At 69.2% G+C, this 18258-nt stretch carries 14 protein-coding genes; 9 read left to right on the top strand and 5 right to left on the bottom strand.

What is annotated here, in order from left to right:
- Positions 1-62: 62 nt before the first annotated feature.
- Positions 63-1229: an ABC transporter substrate-binding protein gene (locus tag ACN20X_RS27370; protein ID WP_473210078.1), complete on the bottom strand. Its 1167-nt coding sequence runs from the start codon at positions 1227-1229 to the stop codon at positions 63-65.
- Positions 1230-1635: 406 nt separating this feature from the next.
- On the opposite strand from ACN20X_RS27370, the gene ACN20X_RS27365 reads away from it, so the two are divergent.
- Genes ACN20X_RS27365 through ACN20X_RS27340 form a run of 6 tightly spaced genes read left to right on the top strand, consistent with a single transcriptional unit; the run spans position 1636 to position 8172 of the window.
- Positions 1636-2385 (top strand): DUF969 domain-containing protein, encoded by a 750-nt coding sequence (locus ACN20X_RS27365; protein WP_016448769.1) that lies wholly within the window; start codon positions 1636-1638, stop codon positions 2383-2385.
- Between the two features lies 1 nt (position 2386).
- Complete coding sequence (locus tag ACN20X_RS27360) at positions 2387-3340, top strand: DUF979 domain-containing protein (protein ID WP_016454392.1); 954 nt, start codon at positions 2387-2389, stop codon at positions 3338-3340.
- A gap of 16 nt (positions 3341-3356) precedes the next feature.
- On the top strand, positions 3357-4025 hold the full coding sequence (gene pcp, locus ACN20X_RS27355; protein WP_016454391.1) for a pyroglutamyl-peptidase I: 669 nt from the start codon (positions 3357-3359) through the stop codon (positions 4023-4025).
- Positions 4026-4058: 33 nt separating this feature from the next.
- Positions 4059-4817, top strand: coding sequence for a LamB/YcsF family protein (locus ACN20X_RS27350; RefSeq protein WP_016454390.1), 759 nt, complete (start codon positions 4059-4061; stop codon positions 4815-4817).
- Between the two features lie 9 nt (positions 4818-4826).
- Entirely contained in the window at positions 4827-6434 is a 1608-nt protein-coding gene (locus tag ACN20X_RS27345) for a 5-oxoprolinase subunit B/C family protein (RefSeq protein WP_392450159.1), read from the top strand.
- A 10-nt stretch (positions 6435-6444) separates the two neighbouring features.
- Positions 6445-8172, top strand: coding sequence for an acetyl/propionyl/methylcrotonyl-CoA carboxylase subunit alpha (locus ACN20X_RS27340; protein WP_013800623.1), 1728 nt, complete (start codon positions 6445-6447; stop codon positions 8170-8172).
- Positions 8173-8932: 760 nt separating this feature from the next.
- On the opposite strand, the gene ACN20X_RS27335 is transcribed toward ACN20X_RS27340, so the two are convergent.
- Entirely contained in the window at positions 8933-10843 is a 1911-nt protein-coding gene (locus tag ACN20X_RS27335; protein ID WP_473210077.1) for a bifunctional metallophosphatase/5'-nucleotidase, read from the bottom strand.
- A gap of 148 nt (positions 10844-10991) precedes the next feature.
- On the opposite strand from ACN20X_RS27335, the gene ACN20X_RS27330 reads away from it, so the two are divergent.
- A complete protein-coding gene (locus ACN20X_RS27330) occupies positions 10992-13511 on the top strand; it encodes a heavy metal translocating P-type ATPase (protein ID WP_473210076.1) in 2520 nt (839 codons plus the stop codon).
- Positions 13512-13524: 13 nt separating this feature from the next.
- On the opposite strand, the gene ACN20X_RS27325 is transcribed toward ACN20X_RS27330, so the two are convergent.
- The 3 genes from ACN20X_RS27325 to ACN20X_RS27315 all read right to left on the bottom strand — a co-directional run bounded on the left by ACN20X_RS27325 (position 13525) and on the right by ACN20X_RS27315 (position 15510).
- Complete coding sequence (locus tag ACN20X_RS27325; protein WP_012207520.1) at positions 13525-14229, bottom strand: riboflavin synthase; 705 nt, start codon at positions 14227-14229, stop codon at positions 13525-13527.
- A gap of 100 nt (positions 14230-14329) precedes the next feature.
- Complete coding sequence (locus tag ACN20X_RS27320; RefSeq protein ID WP_026062924.1) at positions 14330-15205, bottom strand: hypothetical protein; 876 nt, start codon at positions 15203-15205, stop codon at positions 14330-14332.
- A 155-nt stretch (positions 15206-15360) separates the two neighbouring features.
- On the bottom strand, positions 15361-15510 hold the full coding sequence (locus ACN20X_RS27315) for a hypothetical protein (RefSeq protein ID WP_164474686.1): 150 nt from the start codon (positions 15508-15510) through the stop codon (positions 15361-15363).
- Between the two features lie 196 nt (positions 15511-15706).
- Here ACN20X_RS27315 and ACN20X_RS27310 point away from each other — a divergent pair, with 196 nt between their 5' ends.
- Both ACN20X_RS27310 and ACN20X_RS27305 read left to right on the top strand, forming a co-directional pair.
- Entirely contained in the window at positions 15707-16390 is a 684-nt protein-coding gene (locus ACN20X_RS27310) for a DUF2760 domain-containing protein (protein ID WP_047326411.1), read from the top strand.
- Between the two features lie 2 nt (positions 16391-16392).
- Complete coding sequence (locus ACN20X_RS27305) at positions 16393-18258, top strand: Hsp70 family protein (RefSeq protein WP_473210075.1); 1866 nt, start codon at positions 16393-16395, stop codon at positions 18256-18258.

Below are 18258 nucleotides of genomic sequence, written 5' to 3'. Positions count from 1 at the left end.
AACTCCTTGGTGCGGCGAGAGAAAGAAACCATCGCGGCCCGGCCCGCAAGCCGCCACCGGCATCAACCGATGAAGCGCCCCGCGTTGCCCAGCACGCCCAGGTCGATGAAGCTGGAGCCCACATGCGGCGGCTGGCCGCTGTAGTCGATCACAAAGCCGCCCATGTCCCAGTTGCGCATGCCGGCCAGCGCCGAGCGCAGCCTGGCCTGGGTGGGGTCGCGGCCGGCGCGTTCCAGGCCCTCGGCCAGCACGCGTGCATTCACATAGGCTTCCAGCGAGCCCATGGAGAACTCCTGCTGGCCGTGGGCGCGCAGGGCCGATTGGTAGTCGCGCACCAGTTGCAGCCGGGCCTGATGGGGCGCGGGGACGACCATGGTCATGGCAAGGCCCCGGGCATCGTCGCCCAGCGGCTTGAGGCTGTCGTTGGGCAAGGTCACGCTCAGGCCCGTGAGCAGCACGCCGGGCACGCTTTTGCGCAGGCCGCGCACCAGCGCGACCGACACCGTGCCGGCCGTGGCCAGCAACACGGCGGACGGACGGGCCGCATGCACTTTGTTCAACACTTCGGCCAGGTTCTTGCCATCGGTGGCAATGGCCGCCTGTACGGAGGGGGCCATCTTCCCGGCTTCCAGTGCGCGTGTGGCGTCTTCCAGTATTTCCCGGCCGTAGGCGTTGTCCAGGTAGACGATGCCGATGCCCTTGAGGCCCATGCCTGCAAGCCGCTGTATCAGTCGGTGGACCTCATTGGTGTAGCTGGCCCGGACATGGAAGACGTTGCGCGCGCCCTTGCGCAGCGACGAGGCGCCCGTGATCGGCGCCACGTAGGGAACGCCAGCCTCTTCGATCAGCGGAATGATGGCCGCATTGTTGGGCGTGCCGTTGCACGACAGCAGGGCGAAGGCCGTGCCCTTGGACAGCATCTGCCGCACGTTGTCGGCCGAGCGCTGGGGCACATAGCCATCGTCCACGATCTGCAGCTGCAGCGTGCGGCCGTGAATTCCGCCGCGGGCATTGATCTGCGCCATGGCCGCTTCCGTGCCCAGCTTGATGTCGGTGCCGTATGCGGCCAGCGGGCCGCTCAGTGACACCGTGGAGCCGATGGTGATGGCTTTGGCGGACAGGCCGGCCTCGTCGGCAAAGGCATTGCGCACGAAGGCCGGCGCCAGGGCCGGGACCGCTGCGATGGCCGCAGCGCTGGGACCCAGGGAAACAATCTGACGGCGTCGCATGGATTCAGGGCTCGGGCAAGGTGGGTTGGGAGCAGGAAGGGCCATTCACGACGCCTGCCGCGCATGCGCCCCGCGCTGGGAGCGCGGCCCATTGTAGGAGGCGGCCTTGCCGCAGGCGATACCGGCGCAGGGGCATTGTTGCATTCATGTCTTCTATCGGTATTCAATCATCGATAGTTTTACTGACTTTGGCAAGAACCCTGTCAGTGCACATTGCGTAGGCAGGTGTATGCGGGTTTGTACTATCAGTATGCGTTGATTGTCTTAATCACAATTCGTTTCTGTAAGACAAATTACTAGTTTTGTTGAACAAAACCAGGTCGGCAGCGCACTCCTTGCCACCGGGTTGGGCATGCGGGGTGGCTCGACGGCCGTCGCGCACCGGGGGTGTGAAGGGGGAATCAACATGCTGACTGACGTCAATCTCTGGCCGCTTATCGGGGTGGCCATCATCGTTGCGGGCTTCGTGCTGCGCTTCAATCCCATGCTGGTCGTGATCGTCACGGCCATCGGCACGGCACTGGCGGCGGGCTTTCCCGTCGACAAGGTGCTGGCCACCATCGGCACGGGCTTCATCAAGACGCGCAACCTGCCGCTGATCATCCTGCTGCCGCTGGCCGTGATCGGCCTGCTGGAGCGCCATGGCCTGCGCCAGCATGCGCAGAACTGGATCAGCTCCATCAAGTCGGCCACCGCTGGCCGCCTGCTCATCGTCTACCTGGCGGCGCGCCAGCTGACGGCCGCCGTGGGCCTGACCAGCCTGGGCGGGCATCCGCAGATGGTGCGTCCGCTGCTGGCGCCCATGGCCGAAGGCGCGACCCAGTCGCGCTTCGGCATCCTGCCCGCCAAGGTGCGTGACAAGCTGCGCGCCTACTCAGCCGCCACGGACAACGTGGGCCTGTTCTTCGGCGAGGACATCTTCGTGGCCTTCGGCGCCATCGTGCTGATGACCACCTTCCTGAAGGAAGCCGGCATCGAGGTCGAGCCCATCCACGTCGCGCTGTGGGGCATTCCCACGGCCATCTGCGCCTTCGTGATCCACGCCTGGCGCCTGGGTCGCCTGGACCGCATGCTCGAGCGCGAGCTGGCCCAGTACAAGGCGGGCGTCGCAGCCGACGCGGCCAATGCCAACGCCACCCAAGCCAAGGGAGCCTGAAATGACGCTGACCATCCAACACCTGTACTACCTGGTCGGCTTCGTCCTGGCCGTCACGGCCGTGATGACGCTGCGCGATGCCAGCAATCCCAAGCGCTGGTCCAGCGGCCTGTTCTGGGCGCTGTATGCGGCCGTGTTCCTGGTGGGCCATGAGCTGCCCCCCATGGTGGTGGGCGTGATCGCCGTGGCCATGGCGCTGATCGCCGGCTTCGGTGGCGTGGGCAGCGGCCGCCACGCGCCGCGCAGCGATGCCGAATACCTGGCCAGCGCCAAGCGCCTGGGCAACAAGCTGTTCGTGCCGGCCCTGGCGATTCCGCTGATCACCATGGTGGGCACGCTGAGCGCCTCGCACCTGGTCTTCGGCGGAACGCCCCTGCTGGACCCCAAGGCCACCACGCTGGTGAGCCTGGGCGTGGGCTGCGTGCTGGCGCTGGGCCTGGCCTGCTGGCTGACCCGCGAGACGCCGGCCCAGGGCATGCGCGAATCGCGCCGCCTGACCGATGCGCTGGGCTGGGCCCTGGTGCTGCCCCAGATGCTGGGCATGCTGGGCCTGGTGTTCTCGGACGCCGGCGTGGGCAAGGCCGTGGCCTATGTGACCACCACCTATATCAACATGGACATCCGCTTCGTGGCCGTGGCCGTCTACGTGCTCGGCATGGCGCTGTTCACGGTGGTGATGGGCAATGGCTTCGCGGCCTTCCCGGTGATGACGGGCGGCGTGGGCGTGCCCATTCTGGTGGGCGTCTACCATGGCGACCCGGCCGTGATGGCGGCCATCGGCATGCTCTCGGGCTACTGCGGCACCCTGCTGACGCCCATGGCGGCCAACTTCAACCTGGTGCCCGCCGCGCTGCTGGAGATCGACAAGAATGCCGTGATCCGCGCCCAGGTGCCCACGGCCCTGGCCCTGCTGACGGCCAACGTCTTCCTCATGTATTTCCTGATGTTCCGTTAAAGGACGGACTGTTGCCATGACCGATTCCACTTCCCCGCGCATCCTGGTGACCGGCTTCGAGCCGTTCGAGCAGGACCCTGTCAATCCCTCGTGGGAAGTGGCGCGTGCCCTGCATGGAGAGATCGTGGAGGGCGCCACCGTCCACGGCCTGCAGCTGCGCTGCGTGTTCGGCGAATCGCTGCGCCAGCTGCAGGAGGCGCTTGCGCAGCTGCAGCCGGTGCTGGTCATCAGCCTGGGCCTGGCCGGCGGCCGCAGCGAGTTCACGCCCGAGCGCGTGGCCATCAATATCGACGACGCCCGCATTCCCGACCATGCGGCGCGCCAGCCCGTGGACCAGGTGGTGATCCCGGGCGCGCCCGCCGCGTACTTTTCCACGCTGCCCATCAAGGCCGTGGTGCACAACCTGCGTGCGCGGGGCATTCCGTCTTCCGTGTCCAACACGGCGGGCACCTTTGTCTGCAACCACGTGTTTTTCGCGCTCATGCACTGGCTGGCCCAGGGCAAGGCTGCGCCGGGTGCGCGGGGCGGCTTCATCCATGTGCCGGCCCTGCCTGAGCAGGCAGCGCGCAAGCCGGGCATGCCCAGCATGTCGCTGGCCGACCAGGTGGCTGCCGTGCGCGAGACCATCCGCACGGCCCTGACCGTGTCCCAGGATCTGAAGGAAAACGCCGGCCAGCTGCACTGAACCCCGTGCACCGAGTCCGGTGAGGAGAGAACGATGAAAATTGACCTGAACAGTGATCTTGGCGAGAGCCTGGGTGGATGGCGCATGGGCGACGATGCCGCCATGCTCGATATCGTCAGCAGCGCCAACGTGGCCTGCGGATTCCATGCCGGCGACCCGGCAGGCATCCTGGAGACGCTCAAGGCCGCCCGCGCGCGCGGCGCCATCGTCGGCGCCCATGTGTCCTATCCCGACCTGGTCGGCTTCGGCCGGCGCAACATGGACGTGGCCAGCGCCGACCTGGTGGCCGGCGTCATCTACCAGATCGGCGCGCTGCAGGGCCTGGCCCGCGTGGCTGGCACCGAGGTGCGCTACGTCAAGCCGCACGGCGCGCTCTACAACACCATCGCCCACGACAGGCGCCAGGCCACCGACGTGATCACGGCCATGCGCGCCATCGACCCCAGCCTGGTGCTGGTGGCGCTGGCCGGCTCGCCCCTGATCGACTGGGCGCGCGACGCAGGCCTGACCGTGGTGGCCGAGGCCTTTGCCGACCGGGGCTACACGCCCGAGGGCACCCTGGTCTCGCGCCGCGATCCGGGCGCCGTGCTGCACGACGTGGACCAGATCGCCGCGCGCATGCTCATGCTGGTGCGCGAAGGGGTGGTCGAGGCCGTGGACGGCAGCCCCGTGCGCATTGCCGCCGACTCCATCTGCGTGCATGGCGACAGCCCGGGAGCCGTGGCCATCGCACGCCATCTGCGCGAGCGTTTCGAGCAGGAGGGCGTGCGCATTTCCTCCTTCGCAGGTTGAGGAGTGGCCATGCGCTTTCTACCTGTCAACCGCCAGGCCCTGCTGGTGGAGCTGGTCGACCTGGATGAAACCCTGGCCCTGCTGGGCTCGCTGCAGCGCGAGCCCATCGCCGGCGTGCAGGAGCTGGTGCCGGCCGCGCGCACCGTGCTTGTGCAGTTCACCCCCGCCCAGGTGGGCGTGGCCGAGCTGGTGAACCGCATCGCCGCGCGTGACCTGAGTCAGCGCGCCGAGCGCAGCGATGTGCTGGTCGAAATCCCCGTGCACTACGACGGCGAGGACCTGGCCGATGTGGCGCAGCTGCTGGGCATCACGCCCGAGGAAGTCGTGCGCCGCCACACGGGCAGCGAGTACGCCGTGGCCTTCACGGGCTTCGCGCCCGGCTTTGCCTACCTCAGCGGGGGCGATCCGATCTTCAACGTGCCGCGCCGCACCACGCCGCGCACGCGCGTGCCGGCCGGCTCCGTGGCGCTGGGCGGCACGTTCAGCGCCGTCTATCCCCAGGCCAGCCCGGGCGGCTGGCAACTGATAGGCCGCACCTCGGCGCGCATGTGGGACCTTGCGCGCGAGCTGCCTGCGCTGCTGCAGCCCGGCTACCGCGTGCGCTTTGTCGATGCCGCAGGCATGGAGCAGGCGGATGCCGAACCTGCACCCGCTGTCGTGCAGGCCGAACTGCCAGAGGGCAACGCGCTGCGCGTCAAGGCCACCGGGCTGATGACGCTGTTCCAGGACCGGGGCCGCCTGGGCCAGGCCGGGCAGGGCGTCTCGGCCTCGGGCGCCATGGACCAGGCAGCCTTCAAGGCCGCCAACCGCCTGGTCGGCAATGCCAGCGACCTGGCCGTGCTGGAGACCGTGGGCGGTGGCCTGTCGCTGCAAAGCCAGGGCGAGACCGTGGTCGCCATCACGGGCGCCGATGCGCCCCTGACCGTGACCACCGGGTCCGGCCAGCGCTGGAGCGTGCCGCGCTACCAGGCCGTGGCCCTGGCCGATGGCGACCTGCTGACCATTGCCCAGCCCGTGGCCGGCGCGCGCTGCTATGTGGCCGTGCGCGGCGGCTTTGCCGTCACGCCCGTGCTGGGCAGCGCCTGCACCGACACCCTGGCGAATGTCGGCCCAACCGCCCTGGCCGTGGGCCAGATCCTGCCCGTGCGGGCTGCGGACCGCACGGCCGTGTCCGCACCCGAGCTGCCGCCCGAGTCCCTGCCCATCGCCGGGCAGGACGTGGTGCTGGACGTGGAGCTGGGCCCGCGCACCGACTGGTTCACGCCCGAGGCCGTGGCCCTGCTGGCCGCGCAGCGCTGGCAGGTCACGCCGCAATCGAACCGCGTGGGCCTGCGCGTGGCGGGCGAGCGGCCCCTGGCGCGCGCCGTGGCCGGCGAGCTGCCCAGCGAAGGCACGCCGCTGGGCGCCATCCAGGTGCCTCCCAGCGGCCAGCCCGTGCTGTTCCTGGCCGACCATCCGCTGACGGGCGGCTACCCTGTCATCGGCTGCGTGGCGCCGCACCACCTCGATCTGGCCGGCCAGATTCCCGTGGGCGCCTGGATCCGCTTCAACCCCATCCGCGCCTTCGAGGAATATTCCCCCGGCGCGCAAGGCGCCCAGCGCCTGCAGAACAATTGAAGGTATTGCGATGAAAAAAGTCCTGATTGCCAACCGTGGCGAGATCGCCGTCCGCATCGCCCGCGCCTGCGCCGACTACGGCGTGAAATCCGTGGCCGTCTACGCCGATGCCGACATCGACGCCCTGCACGTGCGCATGGCCGACGAGGCCTATGGCCTGGACGGCGAGCGCCCGGCCGACACCTACCTGAACATCGCCAAGCTCATCGCCATCGCGCACAAGAGCGGCGCCGACGCCGTGCACCCCGGCTACGGCTTCCTGTCCGAAAGCGAAGCCTTCGCGCGCGCCGTGCTGGATGCGGGCCTGCGCTGGATCGGCCCCACGCCCGAGACCATCGCCAAGCTGGGCGACAAGGTCGAGGCGCGCAAGATCGCCCTGCAGGTCGGCGCTCCCCTGGTGGCCGGCACGCCCGACCCCGTCAAGGATGCCGGCGAAGTGCTGGCCTTTGCCCAGCAGCACGGCCTGCCCATCATCATCAAGGCCGCCTTCGGCGGCGGCGGGCGCGGCATGAAGATCGCGTGGCGCATGGACGAGGTCGAGGAGCTCTTTCACTCGGCCGTGCGCGAGGCCGTCACCGCCTTCGGCCGCGGCGAATGCTTTGTCGAGCAATTCCTGGACCGCCCCCGCCACATCGAGGCCCAGGTGCTGGCCGACACCCACGGCAACGTGGTCGTGCTGGGCACGCGCGACTGCTCGCTGCAGCGGCGCAACCAGAAGCTGGTGGAAGAGGCCCCGGCGCCCTTCCTCAGCGACGAGCAGCGCGCCCGCATCCACAGCTCCGCACGCGACATCTGCGCGGCGGCCGGCTACGTCAGCGCGGGCACGGTGGAATTCCTGTTGAGCCAGACGGGCGCCATCTCCTTCCTCGAAGTCAACACGCGCCTGCAGGTCGAGCACCCCGTGACCGAGCAGACCACGGGCGTGGACCTGGTGATCGAGCAGCTGCGCGTGGCCGACGGCCTGCCCCTGTCCATCACCGAAACCCCGGCGCCGCTGGGTCACTCCATCGAATTCCGCATCAACGCCGAAGACGTGGGCCGGGGCTTCCTGCCCACGCCCGGCCCCGTGGTGCGGTTCGACCCGCCCTCGGGCCCCGGCGTGCGCCTGGACACGGGCGTGCAGACCGGCTCGGTCGTGCCCGGCAGCTTCGACTCGCTGATGGCCAAGCTCATCGTCAGCGGCGCCACCCGTGAACAGGCCCTGGCCCGCGCACGCCGCGCCCTGGCCGAGTTCCGCATCGAAGGCCTGTCCTCCGTCCTGCCCTTCCACCGCGCCGTCATCGGCCATGCCGACTTCGTGGGCAACGACGGCTTCAAGGTCCACACGCGCTGGATCGAATCCGACTTCGCCGAACCCCTGGCCGCCGCCGTGCGCGCCGAGCCGCTGCCCGACGCCAGCCTGGTGCGCTGCGCGGTCGAGATCGACGGGCGACGGGTGTCGCTGGGCCTGCCTGCGGTGCTGCTGCAGGGGCTGGCATCGGCTGGCGGCGGTGTGGCTGCCGCGCCGGCTGCCGAATCTGCCGTGGACCCCGCTGCCGTCACCTCACCCATTGCAGGGAATCTGCATGCGTGGAAGGTGGCCGATGGCGACACCGTCCAGGAAGGCGATGTGATTGCCGTCATGGAGGCCATGAAGATGGAGATGCAGGTGACTGCGCATCGCAGCGGGGTGGTGGCTTTGGTGGCTGAGGCGGGGAAGGCGCAGGTGCTGGGGGCTGTGATTGCTCGGATTGGCTGATTTCTGGTTGACCTGTTTTTGATTGTGTTGTGCCTCTGGCGGCAGGAGCCGGGTTTCGGCCCGGCGGCCGACCTACTTTCTTATCGCGCGATAAGAAAGTAGGCAAAGAAGCGCGCCCCAAACTGCCCACGACCCCTTCGCTTCGCTACGGGGCGACCTGCGTTGGGCGGGATGCGGGGTGCGCCGTGAAACTCGTTGCGCGCTGCGCGCTTCACTCAAACATCACGGCGAGCTAGACAACGAAGCAGCCCTGTCCTTCGGCAGGGCTGCCACCCCGCATCCCGCCCAACGCAGGCGTGGGCAGAAGGGGGGAGGCTGGGGAACAGCCAACAGCAAAATGCCAAAGGCCAGAAATGCAAACAGCCGACGCGCCACCGCTGCGCTCGGCTGTTTTCTCATAGAGGCCGAGCGAAGCGACGGCCCGGGCAAACTCCCCGTATGTCCGCGCCTGCGGCGTGGTGGTTGCGGGGTTGCAGTCCTGCCGAAGGACAGGACTGCTTCGTGATCTGACTCGCTGCGGTTGTCTGAGCGGAGTTCACGCAGTGAACGCAGCGAGTTCCGCAGCGAACCCCGCAACCGCCACGACGCAGGTTGCCCCGCAGCGAAGCGAAGGGGTCGCGGACATCCGGGTCGCCTTTTCTTGGCCTACCTTCTTTTGGCGAAGCAAAAGAAGGTAGGTCGGCCGCCGGGCCGAGACCCGGCCTCGAAAAACAACCCCCCGGCAGGGAACAAAACAGATCCCTGGACCCATCAGGAAGACTCAGCGCCCACCCTGAAAACTACGCGTGCTGTACAGATCCGCCGGCAGCCGCGACAGCAGCGGCAGACCAGACACCGCATCCACCGGCTGCCTCTCGATGTAGTTGAAGAACACATCGGAATCGAGCACGCCAATGTCCAGACGGCGCGCATCAGGCACGGCCGCCAGCGTCTTGTAGCCATCGCCACCCGTGGCATTGAAGCTCAGCACGAACAGCTTGTACGTGCGCGCCGTATCCAGCGGCTTCCACGTCTTGCTCGCGTTGTCATACACCTCGATGCCCGACACGCGCTGGCCGGCCGCCGCTGCCGCATTCACGTCAAAGCGCAGGCCGCCCGTGTAGGGGTAGGGGCCGGTCGTGCCGCTGGGGCCGTAGACGGCCTGCAGGCCGTCCTCGAGCATGCCCTTGACTTCCGTGCCGGTGATGTCCAGGCGGAACAGCTTGTTGCCGAAGGGCAGGACCTGGATGACCTGGGCGGCCGTGGTCTGGCCCAGCAGCGGGATGCGCACGCCGCCGCCGCTTTGCAGGGTGATGTCGGCGCCGCCGTAGTGGCGGTTGGCTTCTTCCAGGTAGGCCTGGGCCACGAGCTGCTGGATGTCGCCGCCGCGCACGCTGACGCTGCCTTCGGCATTGCAGGCGGCGCTGGACTGGCTGTAGTTCATGGTGCCGACGCCGCCGGGCACGCGGCGCGAGCACAGTTCCTGGGGCACGGTGGCGACCTGCTTGAGGTTGAACTGGGCAACCTTGTCCTTGAAGGGCTGCAGCGCGGCGGTGGCCTTGGCCGAGGGCGTGGTCACGCGCAGCACGCCGGTGGCGGCGGCGCTGGCCTTGAGCGCGGTCTTTTGCGCATCGGTGGCGGCCTTGCCGGCGATGGTGAAGCTGTCGCCGATCAGCACATGGGGCGTGCCCGTGCACTGGGTGACGCGGCCGTCGGCGTCGAACTGGACCTTGAGGTCGCCGACGACCTGGGCGTACTCCCAGGCCTGGACCACGCAGACGGGGCTGCCGTCCCTGTCGGCCAGGCGCGTGGGGTAGGCGCCGCCCGGTGTGCCCACGCCGGTGGTGTTGAGCACGTCGGGGCCGAGCAGGGTGTGCGAGTCGCCGCCCACGACTACGTCCACTCCGCTGAGCTTGGGCACGATCTGGCGGTCGTACTCATAGCCCACGTGGCTCATGACGATGATCTTGTTGATGCCCTTGGCGCGCAGCGCGTCGATTTCGCGCTGGGCCGCCGTGGCCTCGTCCTCGAAGGTGGTGTCGGCATCAGGGCTGGACGATGCCTTGGTCTTGCCCGCAATGGTCAGGCCGACGATGCCGATCTTCTGGCCGCCGCGCTCCACCACGGTGGAGGGGTTCACATAGCCGGGCGCCTTGGCCGCGTTCAGGGCCGAGTTGGCGCCAAAGCGCACGTTGGCGCTGAGCACGGGCGTCTTGCATGTGCCTGTGCGCAGGCGGTCCAGGAAGGACTTGAGGCCGCTGTCGCCCTTGTCGAACTCGTGGTTGCCCAGCGTGAAGGCGTCAAAGCAGACGGTGTTCATGAGGGCGGCATCGGCCTCGCCGTCGGCGCCTGCGCGGTTGAAGTACAGCGTGCCGGTGAGTGCGTCGCCGGCGTGCAGCTTGAGCACGTTGGGCGACTGCGCGGCCAGCTCCTCGATGGCCTGGGTCACGCGCGCAAAGCCTGCGGCGTCCACGGCCACGGCTTCGGCCTTGCCCGTGCCGGCGTCCAGCTGCAGGGTCTTGCTCTTGGACTCCAGCGTGGAGTGGTGATCGTTGATGTGCAGAATGCGCAGCTCCAGCGGCTGGCCTGCGGGCGTGTCGTTGCCGGAGCCGCCGCAACCGGCGATCAGGGCGGAGGCAGCCAGGGCCACGGCCAGCGGGCGCAGGGCGGGGCGATGGGAGGTCAAGGACATGAACGGGTTCTCTCTGTATCGGTTTGTCACGGCCGCCGATGCTGGGCAAGGCAGATGACATGGCGATGAAAGCGCCCTGCAGGGGGCTTGACCTTGACATGGTGGCAATCTCTAAAGTGCCTGCATGCGAGAACAAAGGAGTCAGGCAATGAATGCATCGACCAAGGCCGGCATGGCCATAGACCTGCCCGTTCAGGGCATGACCTGCGCCTCCTGCGTGGGGCGTGTGGAGCGCGCGCTCAAGAAGCTGCCGGGCGTGCAGGAAGCCGTGGTCAACCTGGCCACCGAAAAGGCCAGCATCCGCTTCGAGGGCGCGGCCGATCTGCCCGCCGCCATTGCAGCCATCGAGAAGGCCGGCTACGAAGTGCCCCAGTCCAGCGTGGAACTGGAAGTGGAGGGCATGACCTGCGCCTCCTGCGTGGGCCGCGTGGAGCGTGCGCTGAAAAAGGTGGAAGGCGTGCAATCGGCCAGCGTGAACCTGGCCACCGACCGTGCAGTGGTGACGCTGGCTGGCAGTGCAGATGTGGCGGCCCTTGTGGCAGCTGTGCACAAGGCCGGGTACGAAGCGCGTCCGCTGGGCGCCAGCGCGAACCCGGCCAGTGAAGGCGGCGCAGCGCAGTCGCCGGCCGAAGACGGCACGGAGCAGCGCCAGGCGCGCGAGCGGGCCTCGCTCAAGCGCTCGCTGATCGTGGCCACGGTGTTCGCGCTGCCGGTGTTCGTGCTGGAGATGGGCGGCCACATGGTGCCGGCCTTCCACCATTGGGTGGGGCAGGCCATCGGCACGCAGAACAGCTGGTACCTGCAGTGCCTGCTGTCGGCCATCGTGCTGTTCGGGCCGGGCCTGCGCTTTTTCCAGAAAGGCATTCCCGCGCTGCTGCGCGGCGCGCCAGACATGAATTCGCTGGTGGCCGTGGGCACCTCGGCGGCGTTTGCCTATTCGCTGGTGGCCACCTTCGTGCCGCAGTGGCTGCCGGCCGGCACGGTGAATGTGTATTACGAGGCGGCGGCCGTGATCGTGGCGCTGATCCTGCTGGGCCGCTTCATGGAGGCGCGCGCCAAGGGCAATACCTCGGAGGCCATCCGCCGCCTGGTGCGACTGCAGGCCAAGACGGCGCGCGTGCGCAAGGACGGCGCCGTGCAGGAAGTGGACATTGCCGCCGTGCGTGCGGGCGACACCATCGAGGTGCGGCCCGGCGAGCGCATTCCCGTCGATGGCGAGGTCATCGAGGGCAGCAGCTTCGTCGATGAATCCATGATCAGCGGCGAGCCCGTGCCGGTCGAGAAAACCCCGGGTGCCGAACTGGTCGGCGGCACGGTGAACCAGAACGGAGCGCTGGCCTTTCGCGCCACCAAGGTGGGCGCTGACACGCTGCTGGCGCAGATCATCCGCATGGTCGAGCAGGCCCAGGGCTCCAAGCTGCCCATACAGGCGCTGGTGGACCAGGTCACCATGTGGTTCGTGCCGGCCGTGATGGCCGTGGCCCTGCTGACCTTCGGCGCCTGGCTGGCCTGGGGGCCGTCGCCCGCACTGAGCTTTGCGCTGGTCAATGCCGTGGCCGTGCTCATCATCGCCTGCCCCTGCGCCATGGGCCTGGCCACGCCCACCTCCATCATGGTGGGCACGGGCCGGGCCGCGCAGATGGGCGTGCTGCTGCGCAAGGGCGAGGCCCTGCAGACCTTGAAAGACGCCCGCGTGGTGGCCGTGGACAAGACCGGCACGCTGACGCGAGGCCGCCCCGAGCTGACCGACCTGGTGCTGGCCCCGGGCTTCGAGGGCGAGCGCAGCCGCGTGCTGGCGCTGGTGGCGGCCGTGGAGGACCGCTCCGAGCACCCGATTGCACGCGCCATCGTGGATGCTGCCAAGGCCGAGGATCTGCCGCTGGGTGCCGTGGATCGCTTTGAATCGGTGACAGGCTTTGGCGTGCGCGCCCAGGTGGACGGCGTGCGCGTGGAGATCGGTGCCGACCGCTTCATGCGCGAATTGGGCCTGCAGGTGGACACGCTGGCAGACGAGGCCGCGCGCCTGGGCGACGAAGGCAAGACGCCGCTGTATGCCGCGGTGGACGGACGCCTGGCTGCGATGATCGCCGTGGCCGATCCCATCAAGGACAGCACGCCGGCCGCCATTGCCGCGCTGCACGCCTTGGGCCTGAAGGTGGCCATGATCACCGGCGACAACCGCCGCACGGCCGAGGCCATTGCGCGGCAGCTGGGCATCGACGAGGTGGTGGCCGAGGTGCTGCCCGGCGGCAAGGTCGATGCCGTCAAGCGCCTGAAGGCCGAGCACGGCACGCTGGCCTATGTGGGCGACGGCATCAACGACGCGCCGGCCCTGGCCGAGGCCGATGTGGGCCTGGCCATCGGCACGGGCACGGACATCGCCATCGAGGCGGCCGACGTGGTGCTGATGTCGGGCGACCTGGGCGGCGTGCCCAATGCGATCGCGCTGTCCAAGGCCACCATGGCCAATATCCGCCAGAACCTGTTCTGGGCCTTTGCCTACAACGTGGCCCTGATCCCCGTGGCCGCGGGGCTGCTGTACCCCGTCAACGGCACGCTGCTGTCGCCCGTGTTCGCGGCCGGGGCCATGGCGCTGTCCAGCGTCTTCGTGCTCAGCAACGCGCTGCGCCTGCGGCGTTTCAGTCCGCCGCTGGCGGCGGGGCGTTGAACGACGAAGGCAGTCAGCCGGGCAGCTTGGGGACGTCTATGAAGTCGTCCAGGCTCAGGCCTTTTTCCTTGAGCAAGGCTTCTAGCACGGGCTGCAGGCGGCCCAGGCTTTGCTGCACGGTCTCGCGCACCGTGTCCACCACGACCTGGGTGCTGCGGTCTATCTCCACATTGAGCAGGTCGCCCACGCCCTTGGACTCGAACACGGTCATGCGGCGCGTCTCGGGGATCAGCCACACCTCGAACCAGCCCGCCTGGCGGTCCACCTCGGACACCGTGAGGCTGGCGCCATTGATGGCGATGTAGCCCTTGGCGAACACATAGTGGCGAAAGCCCTCGGGAATGCCGAAGCGGATGCGGTGGTTGGTGTCGCTGGAGGCCACTTCCAGCACGGGCGAGGTGAAATCCACATGGCCCGACAGCGGATGGCCGCCGATCTCGGCGCCGTCCTTTGCCGCGCGCTCCACATTGACGCGCCCGCCCACGGCATAGCCGCCCAGCGTGGTGATGTTCAGGCTTTGCAGCATCACGTCGAAGGTGGCGCGCGTGGGCGAGAGGATCTCCGTCACCGTCAGGCACACGCCGTCGGTGGAGACGCTGGCGCCGATGGCCAGGTCCTGGCAGAAGCCTTCGGGAAAGTCGAGGGTGAAGGTGCGCAGGCCGTTCTGGTCGCGCAGCGCGGCAATGCTTGCCACGGCCTGGATGATGCCGGTGAACACGATGTGGGATTCCTTGGAGCCGCCCGGTCGGCGGCGAAGCGGGTATTTTGCATCGCGGCGCTGCGCTGCGGGGGCGCAGGCCGGCGTGTCCCTGCGGGCATCAGGCCGGTGCCGCGGCCTCTTCCCACCAGCCGCTGAGGAGGGCGGGAGGGCGCTGCGCCGCATGCACCCAGGCACAGGACGGCCAGGCATCCTGCTGCACGTTCATGCCCGCATAGATGCCGTAGCCGGGGCCGGCCGCGATCTCGCCTTCGGCATGCAGGGTCTCGCCCGCGCGGATGCTGCAGGCCGCACGGATGTCGCCCAGCGCGCGCATGCCCCAGTCCACCTCGATATGGCTGCCGCCTTCCACGTCGGCGCCAGCGTACAGGCCGTGGCCCAGCTCGATCAGGCCGCTGGCGCGGATGCTGCCGCCCGCGCGCAGGCCCTTGCCGCAGCGGATGGCGCCCTGCACCTCGATGTCCTGGCCGGCCTGGGCCCCTCCGCCCAGGCGCAGGTCGGCGCCGCAGCGCAGCTCCCAGCCGGCGCGCACGTCTTCGGCGCGCAGTTCCTCGTGCACGTCCACGCTCCAGGCGGCCTTGACCAGGCCGCCGGCCTGCAGCGGGCCGCTGCAGAAGATGGCGCCGCCGCTGTGCAGGTCCTGGCCGGCCTCGATGCGGCCCGCGTGGATGCCGGCGCCGGCCTGCAGCGTGCGGCCCACGGCCAGCAGGCCGGGCACGCGCAGCTCGCCATGCACGACGACGCTGCCCGAGAACACCAGGGCATCGGCCTCCAGGTGATCGACCTCCAGCACGGCATCGGTGGGGCCGAACTGGTTCATGAGCCAGCGCGCGTCCTCGACGCGGCCATCGCCCACCAGGGCGTCGAGCACGCGCTGGTAGTCGTTGCCGTCATGGCGGTTGCGCACGAACCAGCGAAAGCCCGCCGCGCAGGGGCTTTTGGCACGCAGAAAGTTTTGGGAGAGTTCCATGTCCATCATCGGCTCCGGGGTCAAGGCGGCTGCGCCATGCGGCGGCGCGGCCGAAAGGGCGTGCAGGCCAGGGAGGTGCGGGGCGTGGGCCGGCAGCTCCTGGCATGCGCTTCGCATGCGGGATTCGCTGCGGGGGCCGTGCGGGAAGCTGGGGGTGGACCTCAGGCTTTCCGCACGGCGGCGGAAAGCAGGGCCGTGAAGCCGCACAGGCTGATGAAGGCCGTGGGCACGCCGTGCACGCGCTGCGGCCGCTGCGCGCGCAAGGCGGTGCAGCGGGTCGGGGCGTGGCGGAAAAGGCGTGTAGGGGCCATGGACAGGGGCAGGAGCAGCCGCGATTATGCCGCGAGGCCATTTGCGCACGGGGGCATGGGGCCGTGTACAGGACGGGGCTTCGTTGCTTTGGGTAACATCACGGACCCTGCGGGCGCCCGGTGGAGGACCATCGGCGCCCGGTTGCCCTGCTGCGCGGCGATCGGCCCGGCAGGGTCCTCTCGCCAAGAGAAGCCCATGAATTCCAAGACTCCCCCCTCGTTCCTGAGCCGCATCGCCATCGCGATCGGCAGTTTCTTCGCCATCCTCGGCAACGGCCGCCTGGCCGCCGATGTGTCCCGGCTGCGCGACGGCGAGCCGCTGGCCGCTGACGTGCCGCCGCCCGCACCCAAGGAGGTGCGCGTGGAGGTGCCCGTGGACCGGATCGTCGAGGTCCGCGTCGAGGTGCCTGTCGAAAAGGTGGTCGAGAAAGTGGTTGAAAAGCGTGTCGAGGTGCCGGTCGAGAAGATCGTCGAAAAGACCGTCGTGGAGCCGGCCGCACCCGCTGGCACCGCCGCCCTGCAGCTGCTGGGCCTGCTGCAGCGCGAGGCGCGCTTCGTGGACTTCGTGCAGGAAGACGTGGCCGGCTACGCCGACGCCGAGATCGGCGCCGCCGCCCGCGTGGTGCACGAAGGCTGCCGCAAGGTGCTGCGCGAGCATTTCAGCATCGCCCCCGTGCGGACGGAGGCCGAAGGCAGCCGCGTCACGCTGGCCGCAGGCTTTGATGCCGCCGCCGTGCGCCTGACGGGCAACGTGGTCGGCCAGGCACCCTTCACGGGCACGCTGGGCCACCGTGGCTGGCGCGTGGACGATGTCCGCCTGCCCCAGCTCACCGATCACAAGGCTGCCGCCATCGTGGCCCAGGCCGAGGTGGAGCTGTGAGCATGGACCAGTCCCTTCAATCCTCCCAGGCGCGCTACAGCATCGGCATCGACCTGGGCACCACGCATTGCGCGCTCTCCTATGTGGACCGCCAGGCCAGCGATGGCGAGAAGGTGGAGCAGGGCGTGCTGGACATTCCCCAGCTCACCGGCCCCTCCAGCGTGGAGGCACGCCCGCTGCTGCCGTCCTTCCTCTACCTGCCGCATGAAAGCGAGCTGACTGCGGCCGACATGGCCCTGCCCTGGGGCGCCAGCCAGGACTTCGTGGTGGGCGAGTTCGCGCGATCGCGCGGCGCGGCCACGCCGATCCGGCTGGTCTCCAGCGCCAAGAGCTGGCTGTGCCATCCGGGCGTGGACCGCCGCTCGCCCCTGCTGCCGGCCGATGCGCCCGAGGAGGTGCACCGCGTCTCGCCCCTGACCGCCTCCATCCGCTACCTGTCGCACCTGCGCTGGGCCTGGGAGCAGGCCCATCCCGAGGCGCCGTTCGACGCCCAGGACGTGACGGTGACCATTCCCGCCTCGTTCGACCCGGCCGCGCGCGAGCTGACGGCCGAGGCCTGCCGCGCCGCGGGCTTCCAGAAGCTCACGCTGCTGGAGGAACCCCAGGCTGCGCTGTACAGCTGGATCCAGGCCAGCGGCGGCCAGTGGCGCAAGCAGGTGCAAAGCGGCGAGATCATCCTCGTCGTGGACGTGGGCGGCGGCACCACCGACCTGTCGCTGATCGCCGTGCTGGAAAAGGACGGCGGCCTGGAACTGCAGCGCGTGGCCGTGGGCGAGCACATCCTGCTGGGCGGCGACAACATGGACCTGGCCCTGGCCTACGGCGTGGCCCGCAAGCTGGCCCAGGAGGGCAAGCAGCTCGACGCCTGGCAGACCCGTGCCCTGGCCCATGGCTGCCGCCAGGCCAAGGAGCAACTGCTGGCCGACGCCTCGCTGCAGTCCGTGCCCGTGGTCGTGCCCAGCCGGGGCAGCAAGCTCATCGGCGGCAGCATCCGCACCGAGGTCACGCGTGACGAGGTGCTGCAGATGCTGGTGGAAGGCTTCTTCCCGCGCGCAGCCGTCTCCGACAAGCCCCAGACCCGCGCGCGCGCCGCGCTGACCCAGCTGGGCCTGCCGTATGCGCAGGACGCGGCCGTCACGCGCCACCTGGCGGCCTTCCTCTCACGCCAGGCCGGCGCCACCGAGCAGATCGAAGGCCTCAAGGGCACGCAGCCCGAGGGCGCGTCCTTCCTGCATCCCTCGGCCATCCTGTTCAACGGCGGCGTGCTCAAGGCGCCGCAGATCGAGCAGCGCATCCTGGAAGTCGTCAACGGCTGGCTGGCCGGCGAAGGCGCGCAACCCGCGCGCCTGCTGGATGGCGCCAACCTGGACCTGGCCGTGGCGCGCGGCGCCGCCTACTTCGGCCATGTGGCGGCTGCGGGCCGTGGCGTGCGCATCCGTGGCGGCACGGCGCAGAGCTATTACGTGGGCGTGGAAAGCAACATGCCCGCCATCCCCGGCATGGAGCCGCCCATCTCGGCCCTGTGCCTGGCGCCCTTCGGCATGGAAGAGGGCACCGAGGTGGCGCTGGACACGCAGGAATTCGGCCTGGTCGTGGGCGAGCCCGTGCGCCTGCGCTTTTTCGGCTCCTCCGTGCGCCGCGCCGACCAGGTCGGCACCGTGCTGGACTTCTGGGGCCCAGAGGAACTGGTCGAGCTGCAGGAGATCGAGGCCCACCTGCCCGCCGAAGGCCGTGCGCCCGGCGAGATCGTGCCCGTCACCCTGCATGCGCGCGTGACCGACATCGGCACGCTGGAACTCAACGCCGTGCCCGTGGGTGGTGACGAACGCTGGAAGGTGGAGTTCGACGTGCGGGCCGATGTAGCGTAG

The sequence above is a fragment of the Delftia sp. PX-1 genome, assembly GCF_055797465.1.
This window is presented reverse-complemented; position numbering and strand designations above follow the sequence as displayed.

Bases quoted from the DNA above. Each gene is read 5' to 3' on its own strand.
- ACN20X_RS27370 (WP_473210078.1), bottom strand. From the start codon at position 1,229: ATGCGACGCCGTCAGATTGTTTCCCTGGGTCCCAGCGCTGCGGCCATC.
- ACN20X_RS27365 (WP_016448769.1), top strand. From the start codon at position 1,636: ATGCTGACTGACGTCAATCTCTGGCCGCTTATCGGGGTGGCCATCATC.
- ACN20X_RS27360 (WP_016454392.1), top strand. From the start codon at position 2,387: ATGACGCTGACCATCCAACACCTGTACTACCTGGTCGGCTTCGTCCTG.
- pcp (WP_016454391.1), top strand. From the start codon at position 3,357: ATGACCGATTCCACTTCCCCGCGCATCCTGGTGACCGGCTTCGAGCCG.
- ACN20X_RS27350 (WP_016454390.1), top strand. From the start codon at position 4,059: ATGAAAATTGACCTGAACAGTGATCTTGGCGAGAGCCTGGGTGGATGG.
- ACN20X_RS27345 (WP_392450159.1), top strand. From the start codon at position 4,827: ATGCGCTTTCTACCTGTCAACCGCCAGGCCCTGCTGGTGGAGCTGGTC.
- ACN20X_RS27340 (WP_013800623.1), top strand. From the start codon at position 6,445: ATGAAAAAAGTCCTGATTGCCAACCGTGGCGAGATCGCCGTCCGCATC.
- ACN20X_RS27335 (WP_473210077.1), bottom strand. From the start codon at position 10,843: ATGTCCTTGACCTCCCATCGCCCCGCCCTGCGCCCGCTGGCCGTGGCC.
- ACN20X_RS27330 (WP_473210076.1), top strand. From the start codon at position 10,992: ATGAATGCATCGACCAAGGCCGGCATGGCCATAGACCTGCCCGTTCAG.
- ACN20X_RS27320 (WP_026062924.1), bottom strand. From the start codon at position 15,205: ATGGACATGGAACTCTCCCAAAACTTTCTGCGTGCCAAAAGCCCCTGC.
- ACN20X_RS27315 (WP_164474686.1), bottom strand. From the start codon at position 15,510: ATGGCCCCTACACGCCTTTTCCGCCACGCCCCGACCCGCTGCACCGCC.
- ACN20X_RS27310 (WP_047326411.1), top strand. From the start codon at position 15,707: ATGAATTCCAAGACTCCCCCCTCGTTCCTGAGCCGCATCGCCATCGCG.
- ACN20X_RS27305 (WP_473210075.1), top strand. From the start codon at position 16,393: ATGGACCAGTCCCTTCAATCCTCCCAGGCGCGCTACAGCATCGGCATC.